Origin of the sequence: Pseudomonas sp., assembly GCF_030684895.1 — a bacterium.
Lineage (GTDB): Bacteria > Pseudomonadota > Gammaproteobacteria > Pseudomonadales > Pseudomonadaceae > Aquipseudomonas.
Map to the genome: position 1 here is coordinate 1 of NZ_JAUXXP010000080.1, position 23,119 is coordinate 23,119.

At 60.7% G+C, this 23,119-nt stretch carries 24 protein-coding genes; 10 read left to right on the top strand and 14 right to left on the bottom strand.

What is annotated here, in order from left to right:
* Nucleotides 1–239: 239 nt before the first annotated feature.
* Nucleotides 240–1,277 carry a GGDEF domain-containing protein gene (locus tag Q8M42_RS17345; protein ID WP_370692758.1) on the bottom strand — a complete coding sequence of 346 codons (1,038 nt, stop codon included), beginning with the start codon at nt 1,275–1,277 and terminating at the stop codon, nt 240–242.
* Nucleotides 1,278–1,407: 130 nt separating this feature from the next.
* The gene (locus Q8M42_RS17350; protein WP_304870590.1) at nt 1,408–1,842 is read right to left on the bottom strand and encodes a GNAT family N-acetyltransferase; all 435 of its coding nucleotides are present in this window, start codon (nt 1,840–1,842) and stop codon (nt 1,408–1,410) included.
* 478 nt (nt 1,843–2,320) lie between these two features.
* Between Q8M42_RS17350 and Q8M42_RS17355 the strand changes: the two genes are divergently transcribed.
* The 4 genes from Q8M42_RS17355 (at nt 2,321) to Q8M42_RS17370 (ending at nt 7,062) form a co-directional block, all read left to right on the top strand.
* Nucleotides 2,321–3,094: a PP2C family serine/threonine-protein phosphatase gene (locus tag Q8M42_RS17355; RefSeq protein ID WP_304870588.1), complete on the top strand. Its 774-nt coding sequence runs from the start codon at nt 2,321–2,323 to the stop codon at nt 3,092–3,094.
* Between the two features lie 23 nt (nt 3,095–3,117).
* The gene (locus tag Q8M42_RS17360) at nt 3,118–4,617 is read left to right on the top strand and encodes a serine/threonine-protein kinase (protein WP_304870587.1); all 1,500 of its coding nucleotides are present in this window, start codon (nt 3,118–3,120) and stop codon (nt 4,615–4,617) included.
* Nucleotides 4,618–4,750: 133 nt separating this feature from the next.
* Complete coding sequence (locus Q8M42_RS17365) at nt 4,751–5,611, top strand: FHA domain-containing protein (protein WP_304870585.1); 861 nt, start codon at nt 4,751–4,753, stop codon at nt 5,609–5,611.
* A 128-nt stretch (nt 5,612–5,739) separates the two neighbouring features.
* Nucleotides 5,740–7,062, top strand: a complete 1,323-nt coding sequence (locus Q8M42_RS17370; RefSeq protein ID WP_370692757.1) for a phospholipase — start codon at nt 5,740–5,742, stop codon at nt 7,060–7,062.
* Here Q8M42_RS17370 and Q8M42_RS17375 read toward each other — a convergent pair.
* From Q8M42_RS17375 to Q8M42_RS17405, 7 genes are all read right to left on the bottom strand, one after another.
* The gene (locus Q8M42_RS17375; RefSeq protein WP_304870583.1) at nt 7,040–7,927 is read right to left on the bottom strand and encodes a hypothetical protein; all 888 of its coding nucleotides are present in this window, start codon (nt 7,925–7,927) and stop codon (nt 7,040–7,042) included. The two genes, Q8M42_RS17370 and Q8M42_RS17375, sit on opposite strands and share 23 nt — an antisense overlap.
* 116 nt (nt 7,928–8,043) lie before the next feature.
* Nucleotides 8,044–9,786, bottom strand: coding sequence for an amidohydrolase family protein (locus tag Q8M42_RS17380; protein ID WP_304870581.1), 1,743 nt, complete (start codon nt 9,784–9,786; stop codon nt 8,044–8,046).
* 124 nt (nt 9,787–9,910) lie between these two features.
* Nucleotides 9,911–10,237 (bottom strand): DUF2025 family protein, encoded by a 327-nt coding sequence (locus tag Q8M42_RS17385; protein WP_304870579.1) that lies wholly within the window; start codon nt 10,235–10,237, stop codon nt 9,911–9,913.
* A 141-nt stretch (nt 10,238–10,378) separates the two neighbouring features.
* Complete coding sequence (locus tag Q8M42_RS17390) at nt 10,379–10,957, bottom strand: hypothetical protein (protein ID WP_304870577.1); 579 nt, start codon at nt 10,955–10,957, stop codon at nt 10,379–10,381.
* Nucleotides 10,958–10,971: 14 nt separating this feature from the next.
* The gene (locus tag Q8M42_RS17395) at nt 10,972–11,580 is read right to left on the bottom strand and encodes a hypothetical protein (protein WP_304870575.1); all 609 of its coding nucleotides are present in this window, start codon (nt 11,578–11,580) and stop codon (nt 10,972–10,974) included.
* A gap of 113 nt (nt 11,581–11,693) precedes the next feature.
* Entirely contained in the window at nt 11,694–12,314 is a 621-nt protein-coding gene (locus Q8M42_RS17400) for a hypothetical protein (RefSeq protein WP_304870573.1), read from the bottom strand.
* A 189-nt stretch (nt 12,315–12,503) separates the two neighbouring features.
* Nucleotides 12,504–13,205 carry a YebC/PmpR family DNA-binding transcriptional regulator gene (locus Q8M42_RS17405; RefSeq protein WP_304870571.1) on the bottom strand — a complete coding sequence of 234 codons (702 nt, stop codon included), beginning with the start codon at nt 13,203–13,205 and terminating at the stop codon, nt 12,504–12,506.
* Between the two features lie 272 nt (nt 13,206–13,477).
* Between Q8M42_RS17405 and Q8M42_RS17410 the strand changes: the two genes are divergently transcribed.
* On the top strand, nt 13,478–14,362 hold the full coding sequence (locus Q8M42_RS17410) for an EamA family transporter (protein ID WP_304870570.1): 885 nt from the start codon (nt 13,478–13,480) through the stop codon (nt 14,360–14,362).
* A 147-nt stretch (nt 14,363–14,509) separates the two neighbouring features.
* On the opposite strand, the gene Q8M42_RS17415 is transcribed toward Q8M42_RS17410, so the two are convergent.
* From Q8M42_RS17415 to sstT, 3 genes are all read right to left on the bottom strand, one after another.
* Nucleotides 14,510–14,761 (bottom strand): hypothetical protein, encoded by a 252-nt coding sequence (locus Q8M42_RS17415; protein WP_304870568.1) that lies wholly within the window; start codon nt 14,759–14,761, stop codon nt 14,510–14,512.
* 151 nt (nt 14,762–14,912) lie between these two features.
* Nucleotides 14,913–15,194 (bottom strand): peptidylprolyl isomerase, encoded by a 282-nt coding sequence (locus Q8M42_RS17420; protein ID WP_090248458.1) that lies wholly within the window; start codon nt 15,192–15,194, stop codon nt 14,913–14,915.
* A gap of 192 nt (nt 15,195–15,386) precedes the next feature.
* Entirely contained in the window at nt 15,387–16,604 is a 1,218-nt protein-coding gene (gene sstT / locus Q8M42_RS17425; RefSeq protein WP_304870566.1) for a serine/threonine transporter SstT, read from the bottom strand.
* A 273-nt stretch (nt 16,605–16,877) separates the two neighbouring features.
* Here sstT and Q8M42_RS17430 point away from each other — a divergent pair, with 273 nt between their 5' ends.
* Nucleotides 16,878–17,537 carry a YceH family protein gene (locus tag Q8M42_RS17430; RefSeq protein WP_304870564.1) on the top strand — a complete coding sequence of 220 codons (660 nt, stop codon included), beginning with the start codon at nt 16,878–16,880 and terminating at the stop codon, nt 17,535–17,537.
* Nucleotides 17,538–17,588: 51 nt separating this feature from the next.
* Here the strand turns inward: Q8M42_RS17430 and Q8M42_RS17435 are convergent, their stop codons facing one another.
* Nucleotides 17,589–17,861: a hypothetical protein gene (locus Q8M42_RS17435; RefSeq protein WP_304870563.1), complete on the bottom strand. Its 273-nt coding sequence runs from the start codon at nt 17,859–17,861 to the stop codon at nt 17,589–17,591.
* A gap of 447 nt (nt 17,862–18,308) precedes the next feature.
* On the opposite strand from Q8M42_RS17435, the gene Q8M42_RS17440 reads away from it, so the two are divergent.
* The 4 genes from Q8M42_RS17440 to Q8M42_RS17455 all read left to right on the top strand — a co-directional run bounded on the left by Q8M42_RS17440 (nt 18,309) and on the right by Q8M42_RS17455 (nt 22,373).
* Entirely contained in the window at nt 18,309–19,550 is a 1,242-nt protein-coding gene (locus Q8M42_RS17440; protein WP_304870611.1) for a glutamine synthetase family protein, read from the top strand.
* 197 nt (nt 19,551–19,747) lie between these two features.
* A complete protein-coding gene (locus Q8M42_RS17445) occupies nt 19,748–21,076 on the top strand; it encodes an MFS transporter (RefSeq protein WP_304870562.1) in 1,329 nt (442 codons plus the stop codon).
* On the top strand, nt 21,073–21,765 hold the full coding sequence (locus Q8M42_RS17450; RefSeq protein WP_304870561.1) for a TIGR04283 family arsenosugar biosynthesis glycosyltransferase: 693 nt from the start codon (nt 21,073–21,075) through the stop codon (nt 21,763–21,765). The genes Q8M42_RS17445 and Q8M42_RS17450 overlap by 4 nt, the downstream gene beginning before the upstream one ends.
* Entirely contained in the window at nt 21,762–22,373 is a 612-nt protein-coding gene (locus Q8M42_RS17455; RefSeq protein WP_304870559.1) for a TIGR04282 family arsenosugar biosynthesis glycosyltransferase, read from the top strand. Before Q8M42_RS17450 ends, Q8M42_RS17455 begins: the two co-directional genes overlap by 4 nt.
* Here the strand turns inward: Q8M42_RS17455 and Q8M42_RS17460 are convergent.
* A complete protein-coding gene (locus Q8M42_RS17460; RefSeq protein WP_304870557.1) occupies nt 22,370–23,119 on the bottom strand; it encodes a flagellar brake protein in 750 nt (249 codons plus the stop codon). The genes Q8M42_RS17455 and Q8M42_RS17460 overlap by 4 nt on opposite strands.

Consider the following 23,119-nt stretch of genomic DNA (forward strand, 5'->3'; position numbering starts at 1 on the left):
CGGAGCCTGTGTTAGCGCGAGGCAAGGCACGAGACACGAAGTTTGGTTGTTCCAAATGAGTGTCGAGAAACGCAGTATCGCGCTAAAACAGGCCCGGCCCTTCGGGTTGCGCGCAAAATCTCGCCATGCGGTGTTGGAGGACTTGGCAAGGGAACAACCATTACCTGCGTCCTCCGCCTAGCCTGGCGAGATTTTTCGCAGCAACGCGGTTCGCGACGAAACGGCAACAGACCCTAGGCTCAGGCGATAGGCAGGCTGCTGGTTTTATCGACGCCGTCATCAATAACGATACAGTCACGCCCGGCATTCTTGGCGCGATACAGGCGTTCGTCGGCGCGCTGCAGCATGCTTTCCCAATGTTCGTCGCGGCGCAGGATGGCCCCGCCGACCGACATGGTCACCGCCCCGCCAGGCCCACGCAGGTGCTGCGCCACTTGCTGCTGCAGGTGTTGCGCGGCCGCCAGCAGACCAGCGCGCTCAGTGTTGGGTAGCAGGAGGAGGAACTCTTCGCCACCGAAGCGGAACAGCCGGTCTTCCTTGCGCGAGGAACTTTTGATCAGTTCAACAAAGTCCACCAGCACCTGGTCGCCGGCCTGGTGGCCATGGTTGTCGTTGATCCGTTTGAAATGATCGAGGTCCATCACCAGCACGCCGTAGCTGTTGCCATGGCGGCGGTAGATGGAGGCGGCGATCTTCAGCTCTTCATTCATTGCCCGGCGGTTGCGGGCACCGGTCAGCGGGTCATGGATGGCCAGTTGTTGCAGCTGGTCGCGCTGGCTGCTGGTGCGGTAGGCAAAGACGAAACTGAGGATGCTGGCCATCATGCTGGTGACCAGAAATGAAACCATCTGGTAGTCGCTTTCAAACACCGCCCCCGGGTTCAGCTGGCCGTAACCGACCAGGGTGGTGAGCACCAGAGTGGTGGCAATCAAGGCCTTGGTGGGCGACACCATATAGAAGTTGAAGAGGATCAGCGGGTAGATCCAGAACAGGCCGTTGACGCCCAGGTTGATGGCGATCAGCGTTGCGCCGGCAGAGAAGATGCTGGCCAGGTAAATACCAGGTTTGATGGTGTCACCGGTGCGCCAGGCGTAAAGCACCGCGAGCACGGTGGAAACCACAATTACGGTGTCGGCGGAGCCTACCAGGTAGTTACCGGTGGCTAGCCGGTAGACGGCATAAGGGGTAATGCCAATCACGCCAAACAGGCCCATCAAGGTAATGATGGACAACTGGAAGTCGTTACGCAGGCGCCTGAGCAACCGCGATATGCGCATAGGTAAAGGCCATTGTTGTCGTTGTTATGAGCTAAGCATGCAGAGCTTGCCCTGGCGATGGCAATAGTAAAATTGAGCAAAGTGCCAGTATGAGGTGCTATCTGCCGAATGGTGTTCGTTTGACCTGGTACTAAGGTTCCAGCCCTTGTGCCGTAAGGCCTGCGCAAGATGTGCGGGAACATGCCAGCAGACTTTTGTTGCGCTGATAGCGGCTCAGGCGTTCAGCCAACGGCTGAGGCAGGTCGGTGCAGGGGGCAAAGCCCAGGCGCAGGTAGAAATCGCTTAGCTGTGGATGGCAGAACAGCCAGACCGGTGTAGGGCAATCGGCCAGCGCGGTTTCGATCAACTGGCGCGCGATGCCTTGCTCACGCCGCGTGTTATCGACCAGCAGGCTGGTTAGCCAATGGCCGTGTGCGATTTTGTGCAGGCAAAGTGCGGCGACGATTTCTCGGTCTTCTGCCACCCATAGCTCTGCACCCGCCGCAGCGCGCATGGCTGAGCGTTGGCTGCGGTAGAACTTGTCGGCACGTGGTTTGAGCGGGGCGGGGAGTAGGCGGTAGTGCATTGCAGGTACTGTTGCGACGGTGAGTGGATGCCTGAGCGCAAGCGCGATGCATGCCTCAGGCGGTGCCTCAGACGTTGGCGGCGTGGCTGCCAAGCAGGGTTTTCGCACCTTGCTTGTCTTTCTTGTCCAGGCGCTTTTCGCTGGCGGTTTTCAGCGGCTTTTTCTTCACTTGTTTCTTTGAATCCATACCTTTGCTCATGATCTTCACCTCTGACAATGTCGTGGTTGAATGTTCTGGAGCGGGCCACCCTCTCGCGGTGAGGCGAGGCTGGTATTTCGAGTCTACGCCCATGCTGGGCGAATAGCTGAGGCGTTATCCGGGTGTTTGGATGCAAGCCTGGGTTCGACTGGTTAACAGTTCACCGGCAAAATCGGCGGCTGGCGGTGACAGCCTGAGTTTGCCGCCGCATCATGGGTTTATTACGCCGCGCGCAGCCGGGCTGCTGTGTGACTGTTGAACCCCTAGGTTGAGACGTTGATGGAACAAGCGCTGATTTATGCCGGCCAGAGCGTGCCTGGGCGGGTGCGTGGGCATAATGAAGATGCCCTGTTGTGCTGCCCGCAGCTGAATCTGTGGGCGATTGCCGACGGCATGGGCGGCCATCAATGCGGCGAAGTGGCCAGTGCCCTGGCGCTGCAGACCTTGCAGGCGGCTTGCGCCGACGGTCATGAATTGCTCGAGGCGGTGCATGCGGCCAATCGGGAGATTCTCAGCGTGGCGTGTGCCGATGAGCAGCGCGGCATGGGCACGACCCTGGTGGCGGTGCGCTTTGCTGGCGCTGCGTTCAGCATTGCCTGGGTCGGCGACAGCCGCGCTTACCGGGTCAGCGCCGGGCATATCGAGCGCCTGACTCATGACCACAGCTGGGTGCAGACGATGATCGATGCCGGGCAGATGAGCGCCGAGGTGGCGCGTAGCCATCCGCAGCGCAATGTCATTCTGCAGTGCCTGGGCCGCGATGATCAGCCGTTGCAGGTGGGTTTGCAGCACGGCTCGCTAGGTGAGCATGAGTTGCTGCTGCTGTGCAGCGACGGCCTGACTGGCGAGCTTGAAGACGCGCAGATCCAGCAGCTGTGTAGCAGCGCCCAGACCCTCGATGAACTGGTGGACCAGCTGCTGGCGCAGGCCAACGAAATGGGTGGCAAGGATAATATCTCCTGTATCGTGCTCGGCCGTGATGCGGCTGTGCCCAGCGCCCCGGCCAAACCGCGCGGTTTGCTCAGTCGTCTGTTTACCTCTCGCAAGCCCTAACCTGCCGGTGTGCACTGACTCCCATGACTGAACAATTGCTCGAGATCCCCGGTTATCAGGTGCATGGCCGCCTGGGTAAAGGCGGCATGGCCGAGGTGTACCTGGCCACCCAGGCGTCGCTGCAGCGCAAGGTGGCGATCAAGGTACTGCTGAGCGCGGATGATCAGGCGTTCAGCCAGCGCTTTCTCAAGGAAGGCCACATCGTGGCGTCCCTGCACCACCCCTCGATCATCACCATCTATGACATTGACCAGCTCGCCGATGGGCGCCACTACCTGACCATGGAATTCGTCCCCGGCGGTGATCTGGCGCAGCACAAAGGCGAGGTGTTCGACCTGCCGCGTGCGCTGCGGATCGTTCAGCAGGTGGCCAGCGGTCTGGCCGTGGTGCATGACAAAGGCCTGGTACACCGCGATATCAAACCAGCCAACATCCTCTTTCGCAGCGACGGCACAGCGGTAATCACCGATTTCGGTGTGGCCAAGGAAGTCGAGTTGGACCATGACCTGACCCAGTTCGGCATCGCCGTCGGCAGCCCGTCCTACAGCAGCCCTGAGCAGGCGCAGTGCCAGGCGCTGGATGCGCGCAGTGATATCTACAGCCTGGGGGTGATCCTGCTGGAGATGCTCACTGGCAGTAATCCCTACCGCGCCGCCAACTACACCCAGACCGTGATGAACCACCTGCAGATGGACGTGCCGCAGCTGCCGGCGCATGTGCAGAACTACCAGTGGTTGCTCGAGCGCATGCTGGCGAAAGACCCGGATGAGCGTTTTGCCGACTGCAAGGTACTGCTAGCCAGCCTCGATGAACTGACCCGCGATGACCCGGACAGCACGCGCATCGCCCCGGCGCTGAGCCTGAGCAAACCGGCCAGAGGCAAAACTGCGCGCAGTGCGTTGTGGGTCTGGCTGCTCGCCGGCATCGTGTTGCTGGCCGGCGCCGGCGGCGGTTATTACCTGTATCAGCAAAAACAGATCAGCGACTACCTGGCGCGGGCCGAACTGCGCCTGCAAAACGGTAGCCTGTTGGAGCCCGCGCAGGACAACGCCGACTACCTGTTCCGCCAGGTACTGGCGCTGGATGCGGACAACCCCCAGGCTCTGGATGGCCTGGCGCGTGTGCTGCAGGCGCGGATCAATCAGTACCTGCAACTGGCCGAGCAGCGCCTGGCCGATCAGCAGTTACTGTTGCCTGAAGATGACAGCGCCACTCACTACTTTCGCCAGGTACTGGCCTGGGAGCCGGACAACCTGCTGGCGCTGGCCGGGATCAACCGGGTGGCGCAGCGCTATATCGAGCAAAGCGAAGCCGCCTACAAGCGCCGCGAGTTTGCTCTGGCCTTGGCGCTGGTGCAGCAGGGCCTGGAAGTGGAACCGGCCAACGAGCAATTGCTGCAGTTGCTCGATGGCCACGAGCAGCGTGTGCGCCTGGCCCAAACGCCTCGGCGCCGGCCGGCAGCTGCTGAGCAGCCAGCACCGGTTAACCCGGTCAAGCGGCTGTGGAACAACCTATTTGATTAAGTCGAGGTGCTGGCGTATTGCTACTGGCCTGATTGGCAGGCAGCATGCGCGCCTTGCCCATGGTGCCGGCTGTTGATGGCAAGGTGCGGCGAGTTACTGGTGGCTGTTTAACGGATGTTGGCGGAGTGCGCAGATGCTCAAAATTCACTTCAGTGATAATCGTCAGGCGCCGATCTGGCTGGTCGACGAGCGTTTCACCATCGGCCAGGACAGCCGCAATAGCCTGGTGCTGGTAGACCCGAGCATCGGCCCGTTTCATGCGGAAATCCGCCAGGACCATGGCTTCTACTACCTGACCGATGTCGGCAGCCCAGGCGGCTCGTTCGTCAATGACGAGCGGATCAATACGCGCTTCCAGCTGCGCGCCGACGACCGTGTGCGCCTGGGTTCGGTGGAGCTGCTGCTGGTCGATCCGGCGCGCAGCAAGACCAAGGCCGAGCACGCCGCACGCTGGTATCTGCAGGTGATTCAGGGCGAGCACGAAGGCAAGAAATTTCATATCAACGGCTCCATGACCTTTGGTCGCTCGGTGAAGTGCGAGCTGTGCTTCAGCGATCAGGAGTTGTCGCGTCGGCACTGCGAGTTCTACCTCAAGGATGACGTGCTGGAGGTCAAGGACCTGGCCTCGGCCAATGGCCTGCTGATCAACCAGCAGAAGGTCAGCACTGCAGTGCTGCAGCCGGGCGACCAGCTGAAGATGGGCTCGGTCAGCTTGCTGGTGATCGGTCCGAAAAGCACCGTGGCGCCGACTGAGGATGAAGATGCCACGCTGTTTATGCGCGCCGTGGACCTGCCCAAGCCGCTCAAGCCAGCGGCGCTGTCCAGCTCGCCGAGCAGCCAGGCCAACCCGCTGCGCACGACTGCGCAAGCCAATCCGATGCGCGCTGCGGCGGCGCCCGCCAGTGTGCCAGGCAGCCTGAACAAAGCTTTGCTGGCATTGGGGTTGCTGCTGGTGACGGGGCTATTGGTGGCCGCTGCAGTTTTTGTCTTTTAACCCAGCCTGGTTGGGTGTGCGGCGCGCTGCTCGATTGGTGAATACGCTGACTTGTTACGACAGTGCCAGATGGCGGCTTTGGCGTTAGGCTACGCCTCTTTGCACTGCCATCTGTTGTCGGAGTCTCCGTGAAACCATTGCTCCTGTTGCTATCTGCCTGTTGCCTGGCGTGCCAGCCGTTAAGCGCGCTGGCCTGGTCCAATCACTCGCTGGGTAGCCAGCTGGCGTTGCAGGCCGTGCCCGAGCTGCAGCGCACCTTGACCTATGAGCCGCTGGAGGCTTTTCTCGAGGCTCAGGCTCCGGCCATCGAGCAGCTGCTGGATCAGCAGGAAACCTTTGCCCGCGCGCATTTTGCGGATTACCCAGTGCGTCCGGATGCCTTGCGTTTCAGCGCTGCGACCACAACTGCGGCTGACAGACGCGGTGCGTTTCTGCAGGCGCTGCGGGTCAATCCGCAGATTCGCCTGGCCGGTTTCGTGCAGCAACTGCCGGGGCAGGCCGATGAAGGTCGGGCGCGTCTGGATGCCGAGCAGGTGTTGGTGTTTCGCAAGATCGGCCCCTGGAGCCACTGGCGTTATCTGGCCCTGCAGCCGGGTGAGGCGGTGAGTGCGGTGCAGGTGCTCAGCAGTGCCGCCGATGAGCCGGATTATGGCCACGACATCAACCTGTTCAGCGACAACCCAGGCGAAGTCGGCGGGCAGTACAACTTTGGCGTGCAACCCTTTGGCGATGCACGCTTCGAGTATTCCTCCCAAGCGCCATTCCATATCGGCTATTACCACGAGCCGGCGCTGGTGTTGCAGGCCGCGCCCTATCTGCGCCGCACCCTGCCGCATTGGCGCATCTACCAGTACACCGGCTTGGCCCGGCTGGCTCTGGAAAGCGGGCATGACTACTGGGGCTATCGTTTTCTCGGCTGGGCGCTGCACTACATGCAGGACCTGACCCAGCCCTACCACGCCAAGACTGTGCCGGGCTTTGCCACGGCCGAACTGATGCTTATCGCGCTCAAAGGCGCCGCTGGTTATCCCGACGATCGTCTGGCAGCGATTGCCCGCGTGGCGGATCGGCACACGGCCATCGAGGAATATCAGCTGGAGCGTATGCAGCAGCTGATGGACGAACAGGCGGCCTCGCCCCTGTTGCAGGCCTATACCCAGAACCCGCAGGACAGTTACCCGGCCTATTCGGTGGATTACGCGCAGCAGGTGGTGGCGGCCGAGTCCTATGCCAGTGCCGATGCCTTTGATGAGTTGATTGGCCAGTGGCTGGCGCGCAAGCCTTCAGCGGCTCCAGGTTTTAGCGGTGGTAATCAGCTGGCCCAGGCGCAAGCCGATCCGCTGCTGGAGCAGATGCTGGTGGAGCTGTTCAAGCGCTTCGGCGCACACAGCCGCCAGCTTGTGCAAACTACTCTGGCGCAGCCTGCGCCTAGCGTACCGATGGCGCCGTGAACCACAGCTCGCGCCGCTGCAAGGGCGTGGCGCTGGGCAGCAGCGGGTTATGCAGCTCAATCAGCTGACGCTGGTCGAGTTGCGCACGTTGCAGGCTGGCGGCGAAGTGCTGCTGGAACAGCCGCTCGAAGGAGCCATCGGCAATCGCCTTCTCCATGCCTATGCGCACGGTTTCTGCTAATTCCGGGCGTTTGCGCGAGAAGAAGAAATACAGCGCCGTGGGGTAGTGCAGCAGTACATGCGGATCAACGATCAGTTGTCTTGCACGCGGGTGTTCCAGTTCGTCCCAGATTTCGATCACCGAACGCGGAAAGTAGTCGAAGCGCTGCGCCTGCAGCATGCGAAACAGACTGCCGTAATTGGATGAAACCTTGACCGGCAAACCATGGCTGCGAAGGATTGCGCTGTCAGGCCAGTCGTGGCCCTGGCCTGCGGAAAACTGGCGCAGGTCATCAAGGGTGCGCACATTCTTGAGTAGCTGCGCGCGGCTTTTGGGCAGCAGAGCAATGCGCCAGCCGAACAGGCCCTTGTCCAGTGGAATACGCACCGGCAGCAGGCGCTGTTCGCGCTCGATGCTGGTCATGCTCCAGGCCACGTCGAGGCGATCGTTGTGCTCCAGGTTAACCAGGGCGCGTTCCTGCTCCATGCTGTAGTGCGAAGGCTCCAGGCGCAGCGGGCTGCCGGCTTTATCCAGTGCCAGTTGCAGCTGCGCCAGGGCATAGAGGGAGCGAAATTCATCGCCATCGGCCCTGCGTGGGTAGCGCAGGGTGCCGCTGTCATCGGCCTGCAGTGGTGGGGTTAGCAGGCTCACTAGCAGCAGGCCGCAAAGCCAGCGCCAGGCCGCCTGCCAAAGTGTGCGGGGCATTTCGGTTAGAGTCCTTTCAATACCGGCCCGGCGTTACGTTGCCGGGCTGTGCGGCGCGCATTATGCCAGCCTGGCGCGCCGCCGTTATGCCGTAGGTCGCATGCCCTGCAACTGAGCTAGGCGTTGCTGCGGAGAAACTGCCCGTAGCCGCGCGCATGCCCCAGGTCGCTGGCAAACTCGCCGTGCTGAAAGGCGATGCGCCCGTTGATCAGCACGGCATCCACCGCCGCGCCACGGTTGACCATGCGCTGCAGGCCGCCGAAGGCCTCCATCGCTGCCTCCTGGTAACTGGCCAGGGATTCATCCAGTGCGCTGGGGTCGATGACCACCAGATCGGCGCGCGCGCCCTCATACAGCCTGCCAGCGTCAATATCAAACCACTCGCCCAGCTCGCCAGTCAGGCGCCAGATCGCGGTTTCCATCGGCATTACCGGTTGGCCGCGTAACTCGGCGTCGCGCACCAGTTTGAGCAGGCGCACGCCGAAGTTGTAGAAGGCCATATTGCGGATATGTGCGCCGGAGTCGGCAAAGCCGATCAGGGTGCTCGGTTCGCACACCAGCTTTTCCACCACCTCGGGGCGATGGTTGGCAATCAGGGTGCGCCAGCGCAGGCGTGGGCCGTGGGCCACCAGCAGGTCGAGGAATAGATCGGCGGGGTGTTCGTCGCGCGCTTTGGCCAGTTCGCCGACGCTTTTGCCGACCACGCTGGCGTCCGGGCAATCAACAATCCAGGCGTCGTCGAAGTCGCGGTGCCATACCCGTGGACCGAATTTCTTCTCGACGTCCTGGCGAAAGCGCAGGCGGTAGGCCGGGTCCTGAAACAGCTGGCTGCGCATGTCGTGGTTGGCCAGGTGCAGGGCGGCCTGGCCGGCGGGAAATTCCTCGAAGACCACGAACTCCATGCCGTCGGCATAGGTTTCAAACGGCACCGGCAGAGTTTGCCAACGGAAGTCGGCATGGGTCAGGCGATTGATCCAGCGCGTCAGCGGGCCGAGTACCGGCGCCAGCCAAGGGTCGGCTTTGACATCCATCAGGGTGATCAGGGTGGTCTTCAGCGGTTTGCGCCACCCGCCGCCGATGCTGTCCCAGAGAAAGGCCAGCACATTGAGCTTGGTCACCAGGTTCGGCGCGCCCTGATGAATACGCCCGCGCCGGCGCAGAATCTTGTTCAGTCGCGCGTACTCGGCCCAGGGCGCATACACCGAGGGCAGGGATTTCGAGCGCTGGCGGTCGCCATCGAGCTTGTCCCATGGGTTGGTCATGCTCGACAGGCCGAGCAGGCCAGCGTCCAACGCATCTTCCAGCAGGCGCTCCATCTGTTGCAGCTCGCTTTCGCTGGGGCGCACCTGGGCGTCCACCGCGCGCGCAAGGCCGAGCACGGCGACGCGCAAATCGGAGTGGCCGAGGAACGAGCAAATATTCGGCCCCAGCGGATGCTGATCGAGAAAGGCGGCAAATTCGCTGGCGCTGTTCCAGGTCTTGCGTGCCTGCAGCAGCGGCAGCACATGTTCACGCGGCACCGATTCGACGCGGGTGAACAGATCAGAGCAATCCTCGGGGCTGGACAGCACCATGCTGATCGAGCAGCTGCCGATCATTACCGTGGTCACGCCATGGCGTACCGACTCCTTGAGCGCAGGGGCGGCCACCAGTTCGGCGTCGTAGTGGGTGTGCATGTCGATAAAACCGGGCGTCACCCAGCGATTTTGCGCATCGATCACCTGGCCACAGGCGTTTTCATCCAGGGCGCTGGCACTGATGCAGGCGAGCTTGCCGTCGCGGATGCCGAGGTGGCGCAACACCCCAGGCGCGCCGCTGCCATCGAAAAACAGCGCGTTCTTGATCAGCACATCGAACATCGGCAGGCTCCTGGGCGAATGAATTCGGCCAATCGAGCTTAGTCTGCTGCGGGCGGCGGCTGTGAGGGCGTAAGTGAACAAGCCGGGGCCTATTCGGCCACGGGCGTGTAAACCCGTTAATCACTCAGGCGTTAAGGCGTCGGCGCTCGGCGCTGATTTCCGGCATATCACTGCGGCGCACATAGACCCGCAGCGGTTCGCTGATGGCCAGGCGGTCATCGATGTTCTGTTCCAGCAGCAGTTGCAGGCGTGCGCGGTCGAGGTTCATCAGCTCGCCGTCAAAGGCGCGCCAGACAAATTCGCACGTAGGCGTGATGCTTTTTTCCAGCACGTCGAGGCCGAAGGAGTCTTCGGAGAAACGCACGATATAGCGCCCGGTTTTGGCATTGAAGCCGACAAAACCCTGCAGCTGGTCGGCCGCCGCGCAGATGCTGGCAGAGGTGATGCTCATGGAAACCTCGTCGATGGCAGTGGAAGTCATCGATATAGGCTAAGGCGCTGGGCGTAGAGCGTCTTGCGGTGGATCAATAAGTGGGTGGGTGAGCTGTTTAGAGCCACGACCATTGCGGTCGTGGTTCCCGGTGTTGTGTGACTAGATCAACTTCTGTCGTGCGGCTTCTTCCAGGCTGCTCTGGGTCAGCTGGTCGAGGATTGGGTCGACCGACTCGTTGAAAGGTAGAGCGAATATCAGCAGCAGCTGCATCCAGGTGGTGATGGTTTCGCTCTTCGCTATACGTCCCAACACCTTGCCGGAAGCGTCCTTGAAGGTGGTTTCCATACTCAGCTCATTGCTGAACTTGCCGGGTATGACAAACAGTGTGGCGCCCGTGATGACTGCGCTGGCAATACTGCCGCGCTCATGATTGCTGACGCGCACACTTACATACAGGTCGGAGTTCTGCTTGGCCGTGGTGACGTTGCTGAAACGCTTGCTGTCCTGATACTGCTTGACGATCAGTTTCTCCAGGTTTGCCTGGTTGAAACCGCCGGCGCGGGTTTGGTCATTGAACAGGTATTGGCTATCAACCTTGAGGTAGGCCGATTGCGTAGGTTGCTCGGTCGCTGTCAGTGGCCACTGCTCAACTTGGGCCAGATCCTTGTGCGAGTAGGACAGGCAGCCCGTTAGTGAGAGGAGGGCAGTGGCGAGTAGAGCTGCAAACAATGCTTTCATGTGTAACGTCCTTGTTAGGGGCGAGCGAGTTGACGGGTGCTGTCTTGCAGCAGTTGTTCTACCAGTTGGTTGAGCTGGTCTGAGCCGAGCGACATGTTGAAGTAGTCGTTGTCCCAGAGGCCGGTGTTCTGGTTGAGCTTGACCTGCTGGCGACTGCTGGCGAGAAGTTTGCCCTGGGCATCGGTAATCGACAGCTCACCGGCCAGGTCATATTTGTCGACATAGATGGGGCCATTGACCCAGATCCACATGGTCAGTGTCAGCAGGGCGCCGGGGAAATAAGCCGGATGAGGTGTGCGCTTACCTTTGAGCGAATTGAGGTTGAGCTTGAGCGTTACATCCTGCTCGCCGAGGGTAGCCGGGAAGCTGATGACTTTCGCGAAGTACTCCCCGCGTTCGATACGGTTACTCAGCTGTTCGGTGAACTGGCTGCTCAAGGTCTTGCGCAGGTTTTCGTTGACCTTGCTGTCGGAGATCTGCACGTCATCGACCATGACTGCGCGGGGCTGGGTGTAACTGGCGCGCTGTTTAGGGTCGCCAATCGGGCCGGCCGGGGTGAAAGATACACAGCCGGTCAGGCTCAGGCTGAACAGTGCGGCTACAAGGTAATGCAGAGTTTTCATGGCTCATCCTTGATCAGGTGTTGCACGGAGATACGACACCCCCGGCACCTTGATATAGGGTGCCGGGGGTGTCGAGGGAAGCGGGTTGTTGAGTTATCGAGGGTGTTGAGCAATCACTTGGTGCGGGTGCTGGAGAATGCGCTGATCTTGCCGAACGGCGAGCTTTGCATGTCAACCTTGACCGCCATCAGCGGCGAGTTATTGACCCAGACATCGTCGATCACGATGGTCTGGCCGATGTCGTCGTTGTCGGCGGCCACCAACAGGTAATAGGTGCCATCTTCTGCGGCTTCACCATCCCAGCTCAGGCTGATCTGGCCGACCACGGCTTCGGCGTGCGAAGGCTTGTCGGCAATCACTGCGCCGTAAGCATCCAGCAGCATGGCGCGCGGCTTCAGGGCGTATTTGCTGACACCCATGCACGGTTCGTTGCACAGCGAGTGCACGTTTAGGGTGTAGCGCTCGCCTTTTTTCAGCTGCAGGGAAAAGATCCGGTAGTTGGAGATCGAACTGCCGAAATCCAGGCGCGGCTCATCGGCGCTGATCGGCCATTGCGGCGCCAGCAGGCCAGGATTGAGCGGCAGCGGGATGGCCTGGGTGTTGTGGATGGCTTCCAGGGCGCTCTTGGCCATTGGCGTTTTGCCCGCCTTGACCTCTTGCTGGTAGGTCGTTTGCGGGTTGCTGGCGCAGGCGCCGAGCAGCAGGCAGGCGGCCAGAATCAGAAACTTGTGCACGGTAAAACTCCTGTGTGACAACGTCCTTGTGTACACGCCGGGCGCTGGTGGCGCGGCGGGCGGCGATTCTACTCGCTTTGCGCGATGCGTGGAGTGGTCAATCTGCCAGTACGACGAACTGCGCACATTAATCTGTGCCGCTCGTGGGCCCGCGGCGCATCCTGCGCGGCGGGCCTGGTCAGCCTCTGTTTAGCCGGAAAGCCCGACATAGACGTTCTGCACGTCATCGTGAGCGTCGAGCGCCTCGAGGAAGGCTTCGACTTCTTCGAGTTGTTCTGCTGTCAGGCTGCTCACTGGGTTTTTCGGGATATAGCCGATCTTCGCCGAGTTGACGTTGAAACCCTGCTCCGGCAGCGCGCGGCACACGGCATCCAGGTCAGTTGGTTCGGTGATAAACAGGGTGTTGCCGTCTTCGGCGGGCTCGAAATCCTGAGCGCCGGCTTCGATGGCGGCCATTTCCGGGTCAGCGCCGTTCTCAGTGCTGGCCTCGATCATGCCCACATGGTCGAAATCCCAGGTTACCGAGCCGGAGGCGCCCATCTGGCCCTTGCGGAACAGCACGCGGACTTCGGCTACGGTGCGGTTGATGTTGTCGGTCAGGCACTCGATGATCACCGGCACCTGATGCGGGGCGAAACCCTCATAGGTGGCGGAGTGGAAGGTCACGGTGTCACCCAAAAGGCCGGCACCTTTCTTGATCGCCCTGTCGAGGGTTTCCTTGGGCATCGAGGCTTTTTTCGCCTGATGGATCGCCAGGCGCAGCTTGGGGTTCAGGTCCGGATCGGCGCCGTTGCGGGCGGAGATCATGATTTCCTTGACCAGCCGGCCGAAGATCTTGCCTCTGGCGTTGGCGGCGGCTTCTTTAGGTTTGGCTTTCCACTGGGCGCCCATGGGGTATCTCGTCGTTGCGGGTTAATGGGTGTATCTCGGATCTGCTGCGTGTCGGCGCTACCGCGATAAAAATGGCCTCGCTCGCGCGGCGCGAGATCCGAAACAAATTCTAAGGGCTGCGATTCTAGCCCTTCGAGACGTTTGCGGCACCTGTGGCACTGCAATCTGCCGATCAGTGATGCGCTGTACGGCTTATTTGCCGGGTTTCTGTATGGGCGTTATGGCGCGGCTGGCCGCTTTAATAGGCGTTGATTGATTAATCTGGAGCGCCCATGCAACCCAAGGATTTACTGCTGGCCCTGGTGGTAATCATCGTCTGGGGCATGAACTTTGTGGTGATCAAGATCGGCCTGCACGAGATGCCGCCGATGCTTTTGGGGGCGTTGCGTTTTCTGCTGGCAGCTTTTCCTGCGGTGCTGTTTATCAAGCGTCCGCAGATTCCGCTGCGCTGGCTGCTGGCCTATGGCTTGACCATTTCGCTGGGGCAGTTCGCCTTTCTCTTCTCCGCCATGTCCGTCGGCATGCCGGCCGGTCTGGCGTCGCTGGTGCTGCAATCGCAGGCGATGTTTACCCTGCTGTTTGCCGTGCTGTTGCTGGGTGAGCGTTTTCGCTTGGCCAACCTGTTCGGGCTGCTGGTGGCGGCCGGTGGTTTGCTGCTGATTGGCGCGCAGGGTAATGGCCTGATGACCCTGGCCGGTTTTCTGCTGACCTTGTGCGCTGCCGCCATGTGGGCGCTGGGCAATATCGTCACGCGCAAGCTGGGTAAGGTGAATCTGGTGGGCTTGGTGGTGTGGGGCAGCCTGGTGCCGCCGCTGCCGTTTTTTGCGCTGTCCTGGCTGCTGGAAGGCCCCGAGGTGATCGAGTCGGCGCTACGCGGTTTCAGCCTGGATACGCTGCTGGTGCTGGTCTACCTAGCATTCGGCGCGACCATCCTCGGCTATGGCCTGTGGAGTCGCTTGCTGTCGCGTTACCCGGCCAGCCAGGTAGCGCCGTTCTCGCTGCTGGTGCCAGTAGTCGGTTTGACCTCATCGGCATTGCTGCTCGATGAGCGCCTGAGCAGCCTGCAGTTAGTCGGTGCGCTGCTGGTGATGCTCGGCTTGCTGCTGAATTTTTGCGGCGGCTGGTTGCAGGAGCGTTTGCGGGCGCGCTGGGCCTAGACCGTATAAAACCTGTTTACGAGCTTGCGAGCTAGAGTCCTGCAAGGCAAAAACAGGCGAGGAAGCGGAGTGTACTTTTGTACATGAGCATTCTGAGTCTGTTTTTAACGCTGCAGGGCCGACGCGCAGCAGATCGTAAGCAGGTTTTTAGCGTTTGCCCATGGCGCGGCGGGTACCGCTTGGCGCTGGGCCAATCTTCTTTTCGTGGCTCGACTTGTTGCCTTTCTGGTGCCAGGGCTGGTCGTCCTGTTTGCCTGAAGCAGCCTTGGCTGCACCGAACAGTGAGGCAAAGCCGGCGGTTTTAGATGAGCTAGTTGCGGTGTTCTCGCTAGCGGACGGTGCGGCGCTGTCTGCAGGCTGAACGGTGAGGGTGGGTTCAGCTGCTGGAGTCTGGGTCATGGCAAGGTCCGCGGGTGCGAGAAGAAAAGGCCGGCGAGTATACCTGGCTATTGCCCGAGGTTTGCGCTTGTTGGTCAGAGGCGCTGTACCTGGCGGTGCAGTGCGCAACGAAGGGATTCGCCGGGCCGGGCGGCCCAGCGAACAGGCAGGATCAGTCCTGGCGGCTGGTCACTTCCAGCAGGTGATAACCGAACTGGGTCTTCACCGGGCCTTGCACCACGTTGATCGGGGCGCTGAATACTACGGTGTCGAATTCCTTGACCATCTGGCCTGGGCCGAACGAGCCAAGGTCACCGCCGCTGCGGCTGGACGGGCAGCTGGAGTTGTCTTTGGCGACCTGGGCGAAGTCGGCACCGCCTTCGATTGCGGCTTTCAGTTCGTTGCACTTGTCTTCGCTGGCAACCAGGATGTGACGGGCAGTGGCGCGGGCCATGGGAGTTACTCCTTATAAATAAGCGGCAAAGCCTACCGGAATCGTTGGGCTATTCAAACGCCGTGCATGTGACGTTTATCGGTTGAGTCATAAAAAACAGCCTGGAGTGCTGATCCGCAGGTTGCTGCCAGAAGTGGCGTGCATAAAAAAGGCTTACCCATGGGGTAAGCCTTTTCGTGTTTCGGCAGGTGCTTAGGCGCGTTGTTCGGCCTGGCAGGCGGCTGCGGTGAACAGCACGTCGGTGGAGGAGTTCAGCGCGGTTTCCGCAGAGTCCTGGACGATGCCGATGATAAAGCCGACGGCTACCACCTGCATGGCCACATCATTGGGAATGCCGAACAGGCTGCACGCCAGCGGAATTAGCAGCAGCGAGCCACCGGCCACGCCCGACGCGCCGCAGGCGCTGATCGAGGCGAGCAGGCTGAGCAGCAAGGCTGTCGGCAGATCGACGGCGATGCCCAGGGTGTGCACGGCGGCCAGGGTCAGCACGGTGATGGTGATCGCCGCGCCAGCCATGTTGATGGTCGCGCCCAGTGGGATCGACACCGAGTAGGTTTCCTCATGCAGGCCCAGGCGTTGGCAGAGCTGCAGGTTGACCGGGATATTGGCCGCCGAACTACGGGTAAAGAACGCCGTCAGGCCACTTTCGCGCAGGCAGGTCAGCACCAGCGGATAGGGGTTGCGGCGGGTCTTGAAGTAGACAATCGCCGGGTTGCTCACCAGGGCGACAAACAGCATGCAACCCACCAGTACCAGCAACAGGTGCAGGTAATCGAGCAGGGCTGACATGCCCGACTCGGCCAGGGTGGCCGCAACTAGGCCGAAAACCCCCAGTGGCGCCAGGCGGATTACCAGTTTGACGATGCTGGTGACTGCGCCAGAGAGGTCGGCGAGCATTTGCTTGCTGCTCGGGCTGGCGTGGCGAAAGGCAAAGCCTAGGGCGATGGCCCAGGCCAGGATGCCGATAAAGTTGCCTTTGAGCAGGGCATTGACCGGGTTATCCACCACATTCAGCAGCAGGGTTTTCAGCACTTCGCTGATGCCGCCGGGTGGCGACAGCTCGGCGCTGTTGCTCACCAGGGTCAGGCTGGACGGGAAGGCAAAGCTGGCGGCCACCGCGATCAGCGCCGCGCTAAAGGTGCCGATCAGGTACAGCAGCAGAATCGGTTTGATATGGGTCTGCTGGCCTTGCTGATGGTTGGCAATCGACGCCGCCACCAGTACGAATACCAGCACCGGTGCCACGGCCTTCAGCGCCGATACAAACACCGTGCCGAGGAAGCTGACGCTCGCCGCGGCTTCAGGCAGAAACAGCGCCAGGGCAATACCGGCCACCAGGCCGATGGCAATTTGCAGCACCAGGCTGGTGCGGTTGAACAGTTGGACAAGCGGGTGTTGGGCAGTGGTCATGACATGCATCTCTACTTGGCGGGCAGGCCTGCGATCTCTTCCTATTGCCTGCCGGGCTCGGGGCGCCGGGGCTGGATGCATGGCTGCAGTGCGCGTTATGAGGCTTTTCGCGGGGGATGAAACAAGGCCACGCTGAAAAATAGCGCGCGACTCTACCACAGTGACCCGCTGTTACGCGCTGGCGCAGTGCGAGCCCCGCCCTGCGGCGCTTATGCCTATCAACCGACCGTCAGGCGGGCTAGGCTAGGGCCTTTGCGAGGCCATGAGGTGGTTATGTCCAACGAAGATACGAGCGCACCGACGATTGAAATCCTGACGATTATCGAGGCGCGGGTGCTGGGTTGCCTGATTGAAAAGCAGCTGACCACCCCGGAAGCTTATCCCCTGACGCTGAATGCGCTGGTGCTGGCCTGCAATCAGAAAACCAGCCGCGAGCCGGTGCTGAATCTGACCGCCGGCCAGGTTGGTCAGGCCCTGCGTAGCCTGGAAGGGCGCGAAATGGCGCGCCTGGTGATGGGCAGCCGAGCGGATCGCTGGGAGCACCGTGCCGACAAAGCGCTGGAGCTGGTGGCGGCGCAGGTGGTGTTGTTGGGCCTATTGCTGCTGCGTGGCCCGCAGACCATCAACGAACTGCTGACTCGCAGCAGCCGCATGCATGATTTTGATGATGCCGAGCAGGTGCAGCATCACCTTGAGCGGCTGATCAGCCGCGAACTGGCTTGCCTGTTGCCACGTCAGTCCGGACAGCGTGAAGACCGTTATATGCACCTGCTGGGTGACCCGGCGGATTTGCAGGCGGCATTGGCGGCCAGGGCCAGTGAGCCGCAGCGCGCAACGGCGGGTGGTCAGCAGGATGAGCGCCTGGAGGCTCTGGAGGCGCGCATCGCCGCGCTGGAAGAGCGCTTGGCGCAGTTGGAATCGCCTGCGCAATAAACAAAAAAGGTGCTCGAAAAAGCACCTTTTTGTATTGCCTATTAGCTGTGATCAGCTAAAGCGCAGGCCGGGTGTACGTTCAGCACCACCTTCAGCGACACGGTTCGCGCCAGTGCGGTCGGCACCGTCTTCGGCTACACGCAGACGCTCTTGCAGGCGATCAGCGCCACCTTCAGTTTGCAGGTTGCTACCAAAACCCATCAGGGTTTTGACGCTGCTGTCCTGCTTTTCACCCAGCAGTGGCTGCGGGTTGTTCTGTGGCAGGGCAAAGGCGCTGATGGACAGGCTGCTCAGGATCACGGCGGTGAGAATTTGCTTTTTCATGTTCAGGCTCCTCGTAAGGGCGGGTAGTAAGTGAGTACGGAGCCAATGATACGGATGAAAATTTGATGAAGAAGTGCAGGCTGGGCATGGTAATCATCGACGCTATCGATAGTCGGATTAATTATTTATAAATCATGTAGTTATTATAATTTTCTGACACTTTAAAGATGGTTTTTGGAGCGAGTGTGCATGATCATTAATATCTAATTTATCGATGTATTTAACGCTATAGCCTGTACGTTAAGTGTCAGATGTGGCTTTGCTTGAAATATCGAACGGCTGGTGCGTATTTTGTACGCCTCGCCGTTCGACTACGGCCTCTTGCATCAATAAGGACAACAGCAAATGAGTACCCTCGACCGCACCGCCCTGGCTGAACTGCTGCGTGGTGTTGATGAAATCGAATGCGTGACGCCCGATCTCAATGGCGTGCCGCGCGGCAAGGTGATGACGGCTGAGGGGTTTCTCGAGGGGCGGCGCTTGCAGTTGGCGCGCGGGGTGTTGCTGCAATGCATCATGGGTGGCTATCCGGCACCGTGTTATTACGGCAGTGATGACGGTGACCTGGCCTTAAATGCCGAGCCTACGCAGATTCATCGCCTGCCCTGGAGTGAAACGCCGCGCGCGCTAGCCATCTGTGATGCCGATGAGTTCGACGGACGCAGCTCCGGGTTGTCGACCCGCGGCCTGCTTAAACAGGTTCTTGCGCGTTACGCCCGCCATGGCTGGCAGCCGGTGGTGGCGACCGAGCTGGAGTTTTTTGTGTTTGCCCGTAATGCCGATCCTCTGCAGCCGTTTCAGCCGCCGCTGGGCCTGGATGGCCGGCGTGAAGACGGTGGTTCGGCCTTTAGCGTGAGTTCCAACAACGGCCTGCGCCCGTTCTTCCAAGAGGTTTATCAGTGCATGGCGGCCCTGGGCTTGCCGCGCGATACCTTTATGCACGAAATGGGCGTCAGCCAGTTCGAAATCAACCTGCTGCACGGTGATCCGCTGCTGCTGGCGGATCAGACCTTTCTGTTTAAACACCTGCTCAAGGAAGTCGCGCTCAAGCATGGCCTTACTGTGGTGTGCATGGCCAAACCATTGGCGCATACGCCGGGTAGCTCCATGCATATTCATCAAAGCGTGGTGGAGCAGGGCAGTGGGCAGAATATCTTCAGCGCGGCCGATGGTCAGGCAACGCCAGCGTTTTACCAATTTATCGCCGGGCAGCAGGCGGCCATGGCCGACTTCACCCTGCTATTTGCCCCGCATGTGAATTCCTACCAGCGCCTTTGCCATCCTTATGCGTCGCCGAACAATGCTTGCTGGTCGGAGGATAACCGCGCCGCTGGCCTGCGTATTCCGGCCAGTGCGCCGGTTGCGCGACGGGTGGAAAATCGCCTGCCTGGCGCCGATGCCAACCCTTATCTGGCGTTGGCCGCCAGCCTTGCGGCAGGTCTGTATGGGATTGAGCAGCAACTGCAGCCCAGCGCGCCGATCCAGGGTGAGTTCGAAGTGCCGGATGAATTGGCGCTACCCTGTACCATGCATGCCGCGATTGAGCGTCTCAAGCGCAGTACGTTGGCGCTGGAACTGTTCGGCAAAGAGTTCATCGAAGGCTACATTGCCAGCAAGACGTTGGAGCTCACCAGCTTCTTTGACGAAATTACCCCGTGGGAACGTCGCGTGTTGGCGGCCCACGCCTAAGAACCTGCCTACGATCTGCTGCGCGTCGGCCCTGCTGCGTTAAAAACCGGCTCGGAATGCTCATGTACAAAAGTACACTCCGCTTCCTCCCCTATTTTTGCCTTGCAGGGCTCTAGCTCGCGAGATCGTAAACAGGCTCTAAAAACCTTACCGCCGAGCATGCGTTCGGCGGCCTTTATGGAGCCATGCGCCGCCCCATGTCTGTGATCCTCAAGTCATTCAGTTCGCTGTATTTCGCCACCCTGTTGATGCTGTTGGGCTCGGGTTTGTTGAGCACTTACCTGGCGTTGCGGCTGGCGCAAACGGCTGATGGGCTGTGGGTCGGCGCGCTGATGGCGGCCAATTACCTGGGCTTGGTGCTGGGCGGCAAGATTGGTCATCGATTGATTGCTCGGGTCGGCCATATCCGCGCTTATGTCGCCTGCGCCGGGGTGGTCACCGCTGCGGTGCTTGGGCATGGCTTGAGCGATTGGCTGCCCAGCTGGTTGCTGCTGCGGATGTTGGTTGGCCTGGGCATGATGTGCCAGTACATGGTGATTGAAAGCTGGCTCAATGAGCAGGCTGAAACCAGCCAACGTGGCCAGGTGTTCGCCGGCTATATGGGGGCTTCTTACCTCGGTTTGATTCTCGGTCAGCTGGTCTTGGTGGTGCATCCGACGCTCGGTCTTGAGCTGCTGATGCTGGTGGCGCTGTGCTTTGCCCTGTGCCTGGTACCGGTGGCCTTGACCCGCAAACTGCATCCCGCGCCCTTGCATCCAGCGCCGCTGGAAATGCGCTTTTTTATCGACCGCGTGCCGTTGTCGCTGACCACTATCGTCGTGGCAGGGCTGCTTATCGGTTCGTTCTACGGCCTGGCACCGCTGTATGGCACGCGCATGGGCTTGTCCACCGAGCAGATTGGTTTGTTTATGGGTTGCTGCATTATCGCCGGCTTGGTGGTGCAGTGGCCGTTGGGCTGGTTGTCTGATCGGCATGACCGCGTGCAACTGATTCGTGGTTGCGCCGCTTTGCTGGCGCTGGCAGCGCTACCCCTGGCGATTCTGCCGCAAGCCAGCTTGCCGCTGTTGTTTGCCGGCGGCTTTGCGGTATGCGCGTTGCAATTTAGCCTCTACCCGCTGGCAGTGGCACTGGCCAATGACCATGTTGAGGCCGAGCGACGGGTATCGCTGACGGCCATGCTGCTGGTGACCTTCGGCGTCGGCGCCAGTATCGGGCCGTTGTTGGCCGGTGTGCTGATGCGCTTTCTCGGCGCCAACATGCTGTATGCCTTCGTCTGCGCCTGCGCCTTGATTCTGGTGCTGCGTATCCGGCCAGAGCGTGTCACTCACCTGCATCAGGTCGATGATGCGCCGCTGCACCACATTCCCATGCCCGACAGCACCACCAGCTCGCCGCTGACCGCGGCACTCGACCCGCGTGTCGATGAGCAGGTGGTGCATGAGCAGATGCATGACAGCAGCGCAGTGCAAGAGCCTGGTGGCGAACCAGCAGGGGAGCCGCCCACTCAAACAGAGACGCGCGGATGACGCCGCTGCTTAGCGTGGTAATCCCGGTGCGCAATGAGGCCCAGGCGTTGCCTGGCTTGTTGGATGATCTGGCGAATTTGCGCGCCGCCGGTGCCGAGTTGATCCTGGTCGATGGCGGCAGCAGTGATAGCACCTGCGAGCTGGCGCTGGGGCGGGTTGATCAGTTGCTGAGAACGGCCCCTGGCCGTGCATTGCAGATGAACGCGGGTGCGGCGGTGGCCCGTGGCGAGTACCTGTGGTTTGTGCATGCCGATACGCGGATCAGTATCGAGTCCCTCAGCAGTCTGCAGCAGGCGTTGAGCGAGCGACCGCTGTGGGGACGTTTTGATGTGCGCCTATCTGGGCCAGGCCTGGCATTCCGAGTGATTGGCGCGATGATCTGCCTGCGTTCGCGCCTTAGCGGTATTGCCTCGGGTGATCAGGGGATTTTTGTCACGCGGCAGCGGTTCGAGGCCTTGGGCGGTTACGCGCCGATTCCGCTGATGGAGGATTTGCAGCTGTGCCGGCGGCTTAAGGCGCTGGCTCGGCCGCGTTGTCTGCGCCCGCCATTATCGACCTCCAGCCGGCGCTGGGAGCAGCACGGAATCTGGCGTACCGTGGTGCTGATGTGGTGCCTGCGACTGGCCTATTACTGTGGTGCCAGTCCGGAAAAACTGGCGCGTCAGTACCGTCGAGGGTCGCTGCTATGAACCTGTCGATTTCATTGCATATGCTCGCGCGAGCACCTGTTGCCGGGCGGGTAAAAACGCGTCTGATCCCAGCCTTGGGTGCTCAGGGCGCCTGTGATTTGCAGCAGTTGCTGCTGGAGCGCGCCTTGCAGTTGCCTGCCCATGGCATTAATGGGCGCTTTCTGTGGCTGGATGATTTGCCCGGTGCTGATTTGCAGCAGCTGGCGCAACGCCTTGGCTGGACACTGGTCGAGCAGCCAGCGGGCGATCTGGGTGAGCGCATGCGCCGTATTGCTACCCTGGGGCTAGCGGAAAGCGATGCGGTGATCCTGATCGGCAATGACTGCCCGGCGCTCGACGGTGCTTATTTGCAGGCCGCATGCCATGCGTTGCAGGAACAGCCCGTGGTGATCGGCCCGGCAGAGGATGGTGGTTATGTGCTGCTGGGGTTACGCCGCGTGGACGCCGCCTTGTTCAGCGATATGCCGTGGGGCACTGAGCGGGTCTTCGATATGACACTGCAACGCCTGCAGCAACTGGACTGGTGTCCGGCGCTGCTGCCTGCGTTGTGGGATGTCGATCGGCCTGAGGATCTATCACGCCTGGCGGCGTTGAATATCCTGATCTAGAACAGTCCGTCACTTTCAAAGCGGCGCGCTTCACGCTGCAACTGGTAGACGAAACGTTCGACCAGGCGCTGCTCCTGGCCGTTGATGCGGTGGAAGCGTGCGCCGACGAAGGTGGTATCGACCTTCTCCTCGTACTGCACATGACGCATCTCAATGGCGGTGGTCATGGCGCCGAAAGGAAACTTCGCGGTAAAGCGCTCGTATACCTGGCCGGCTTGCAGGCTGCTGCTGATATTGCCGGGAAAGCGCAATTTGCAGCCGGTTGCCGATATGTCCAGCAAATGCCCAGGTATGGCCGTGCGCAGTTTGTCGCCGGCCAATTCGATCTTGATCAGCTCGGTCTGCTTGAGCGGGGCGCGGAAGGCACTGCGCCGTTGGTGATAGGTCACCTCAAGCGGCATCGGGCTGAAGTAGCAGCGCGCGCCTTCATGCTCGGTGATGCGCACGTTCTGTTCGCTTTTCCAGGCTACGCGTACACCTTCATGGAAGGCTTCGACATTGAACGCCTCGCCATTGGCCAGGTAGCGCTCGCCATCGTTTGGCACCAGCTCATCAAGAATCAACAGGTTTTTGTCGCGATCAACCTCGATCACGTAGCTCTGGAAACGTTGGTTGCGTTCGTGGAAGGTAATGATCAGCGGGTCATGGTTTTGTTGCAGTTGGCGCAGGTTGGCAACTATTTCCACCGGTGCCTTGAGCACCTTGGGTGGCTGCGGGCCATCTTCCTGGCTAAAAGGACTGGACAC

Coding starts and splice junctions, on each gene's coding strand:
- Q8M42_RS17450 (WP_304870561.1), top strand. CDS start 21,073: ATGACGCCGCTGCTTAGCGTGGTAATCCCGGTGCGCAATGAGGCCCAG.
- Q8M42_RS17405 (WP_304870571.1), bottom strand. CDS start 13,205: ATGGGCGCCCAGTGGAAAGCCAAACCTAAAGAAGCCGCCGCCAACGCC.
- sstT (WP_304870566.1), bottom strand. CDS start 16,604: ATGACCACTGCCCAACACCCGCTTGTCCAACTGTTCAACCGCACCAGC.
- Q8M42_RS17375 (WP_304870583.1), bottom strand. CDS start 7,927: ATGCCCCGCACACTTTGGCAGGCGGCCTGGCGCTGGCTTTGCGGCCTG.
- Q8M42_RS17385 (WP_304870579.1), bottom strand. CDS start 10,237: ATGAGCATCACCTCTGCCAGCATCTGCGCGGCGGCCGACCAGCTGCAG.
- Q8M42_RS17455 (WP_304870559.1), top strand. CDS start 21,762: ATGAACCTGTCGATTTCATTGCATATGCTCGCGCGAGCACCTGTTGCC.
- Q8M42_RS17390 (WP_304870577.1), bottom strand. CDS start 10,957: ATGAAAGCATTGTTTGCAGCTCTACTCGCCACTGCCCTCCTCTCACTA.
- Q8M42_RS17365 (WP_304870585.1), top strand. CDS start 4,751: ATGCTCAAAATTCACTTCAGTGATAATCGTCAGGCGCCGATCTGGCTG.
- Q8M42_RS17395 (WP_304870575.1), bottom strand. CDS start 11,580: ATGAAAACTCTGCATTACCTTGTAGCCGCACTGTTCAGCCTGAGCCTG.
- Q8M42_RS17350 (WP_304870590.1), bottom strand. CDS start 1,842: ATGCACTACCGCCTACTCCCCGCCCCGCTCAAACCACGTGCCGACAAG.
- Q8M42_RS17410 (WP_304870570.1), top strand. CDS start 13,478: ATGCAACCCAAGGATTTACTGCTGGCCCTGGTGGTAATCATCGTCTGG.
- Q8M42_RS17435 (WP_304870563.1), bottom strand. CDS start 17,861: ATGAAAAAGCAAATTCTCACCGCCGTGATCCTGAGCAGCCTGTCCATC.
- Q8M42_RS17415 (WP_304870568.1), bottom strand. CDS start 14,761: ATGACCCAGACTCCAGCAGCTGAACCCACCCTCACCGTTCAGCCTGCA.
- Q8M42_RS17420 (WP_090248458.1), bottom strand. CDS start 15,194: ATGGCCCGCGCCACTGCCCGTCACATCCTGGTTGCCAGCGAAGACAAG.
- Q8M42_RS17345 (WP_370692758.1), bottom strand. CDS start 1,277: ATGCGCATATCGCGGTTGCTCAGGCGCCTGCGTAACGACTTCCAGTTG.
- Q8M42_RS17430 (WP_304870564.1), top strand. CDS start 16,878: ATGTCCAACGAAGATACGAGCGCACCGACGATTGAAATCCTGACGATT.
- Q8M42_RS17360 (WP_304870587.1), top strand. CDS start 3,118: ATGACTGAACAATTGCTCGAGATCCCCGGTTATCAGGTGCATGGCCGC.
- Q8M42_RS17380 (WP_304870581.1), bottom strand. CDS start 9,786: ATGTTCGATGTGCTGATCAAGAACGCGCTGTTTTTCGATGGCAGCGGC.
- Q8M42_RS17440 (WP_304870611.1), top strand. CDS start 18,309: ATGACGGCTGAGGGGTTTCTCGAGGGGCGGCGCTTGCAGTTGGCGCGC.
- Q8M42_RS17355 (WP_304870588.1), top strand. CDS start 2,321: ATGGAACAAGCGCTGATTTATGCCGGCCAGAGCGTGCCTGGGCGGGTG.
- Q8M42_RS17445 (WP_304870562.1), top strand. CDS start 19,748: ATGTCTGTGATCCTCAAGTCATTCAGTTCGCTGTATTTCGCCACCCTG.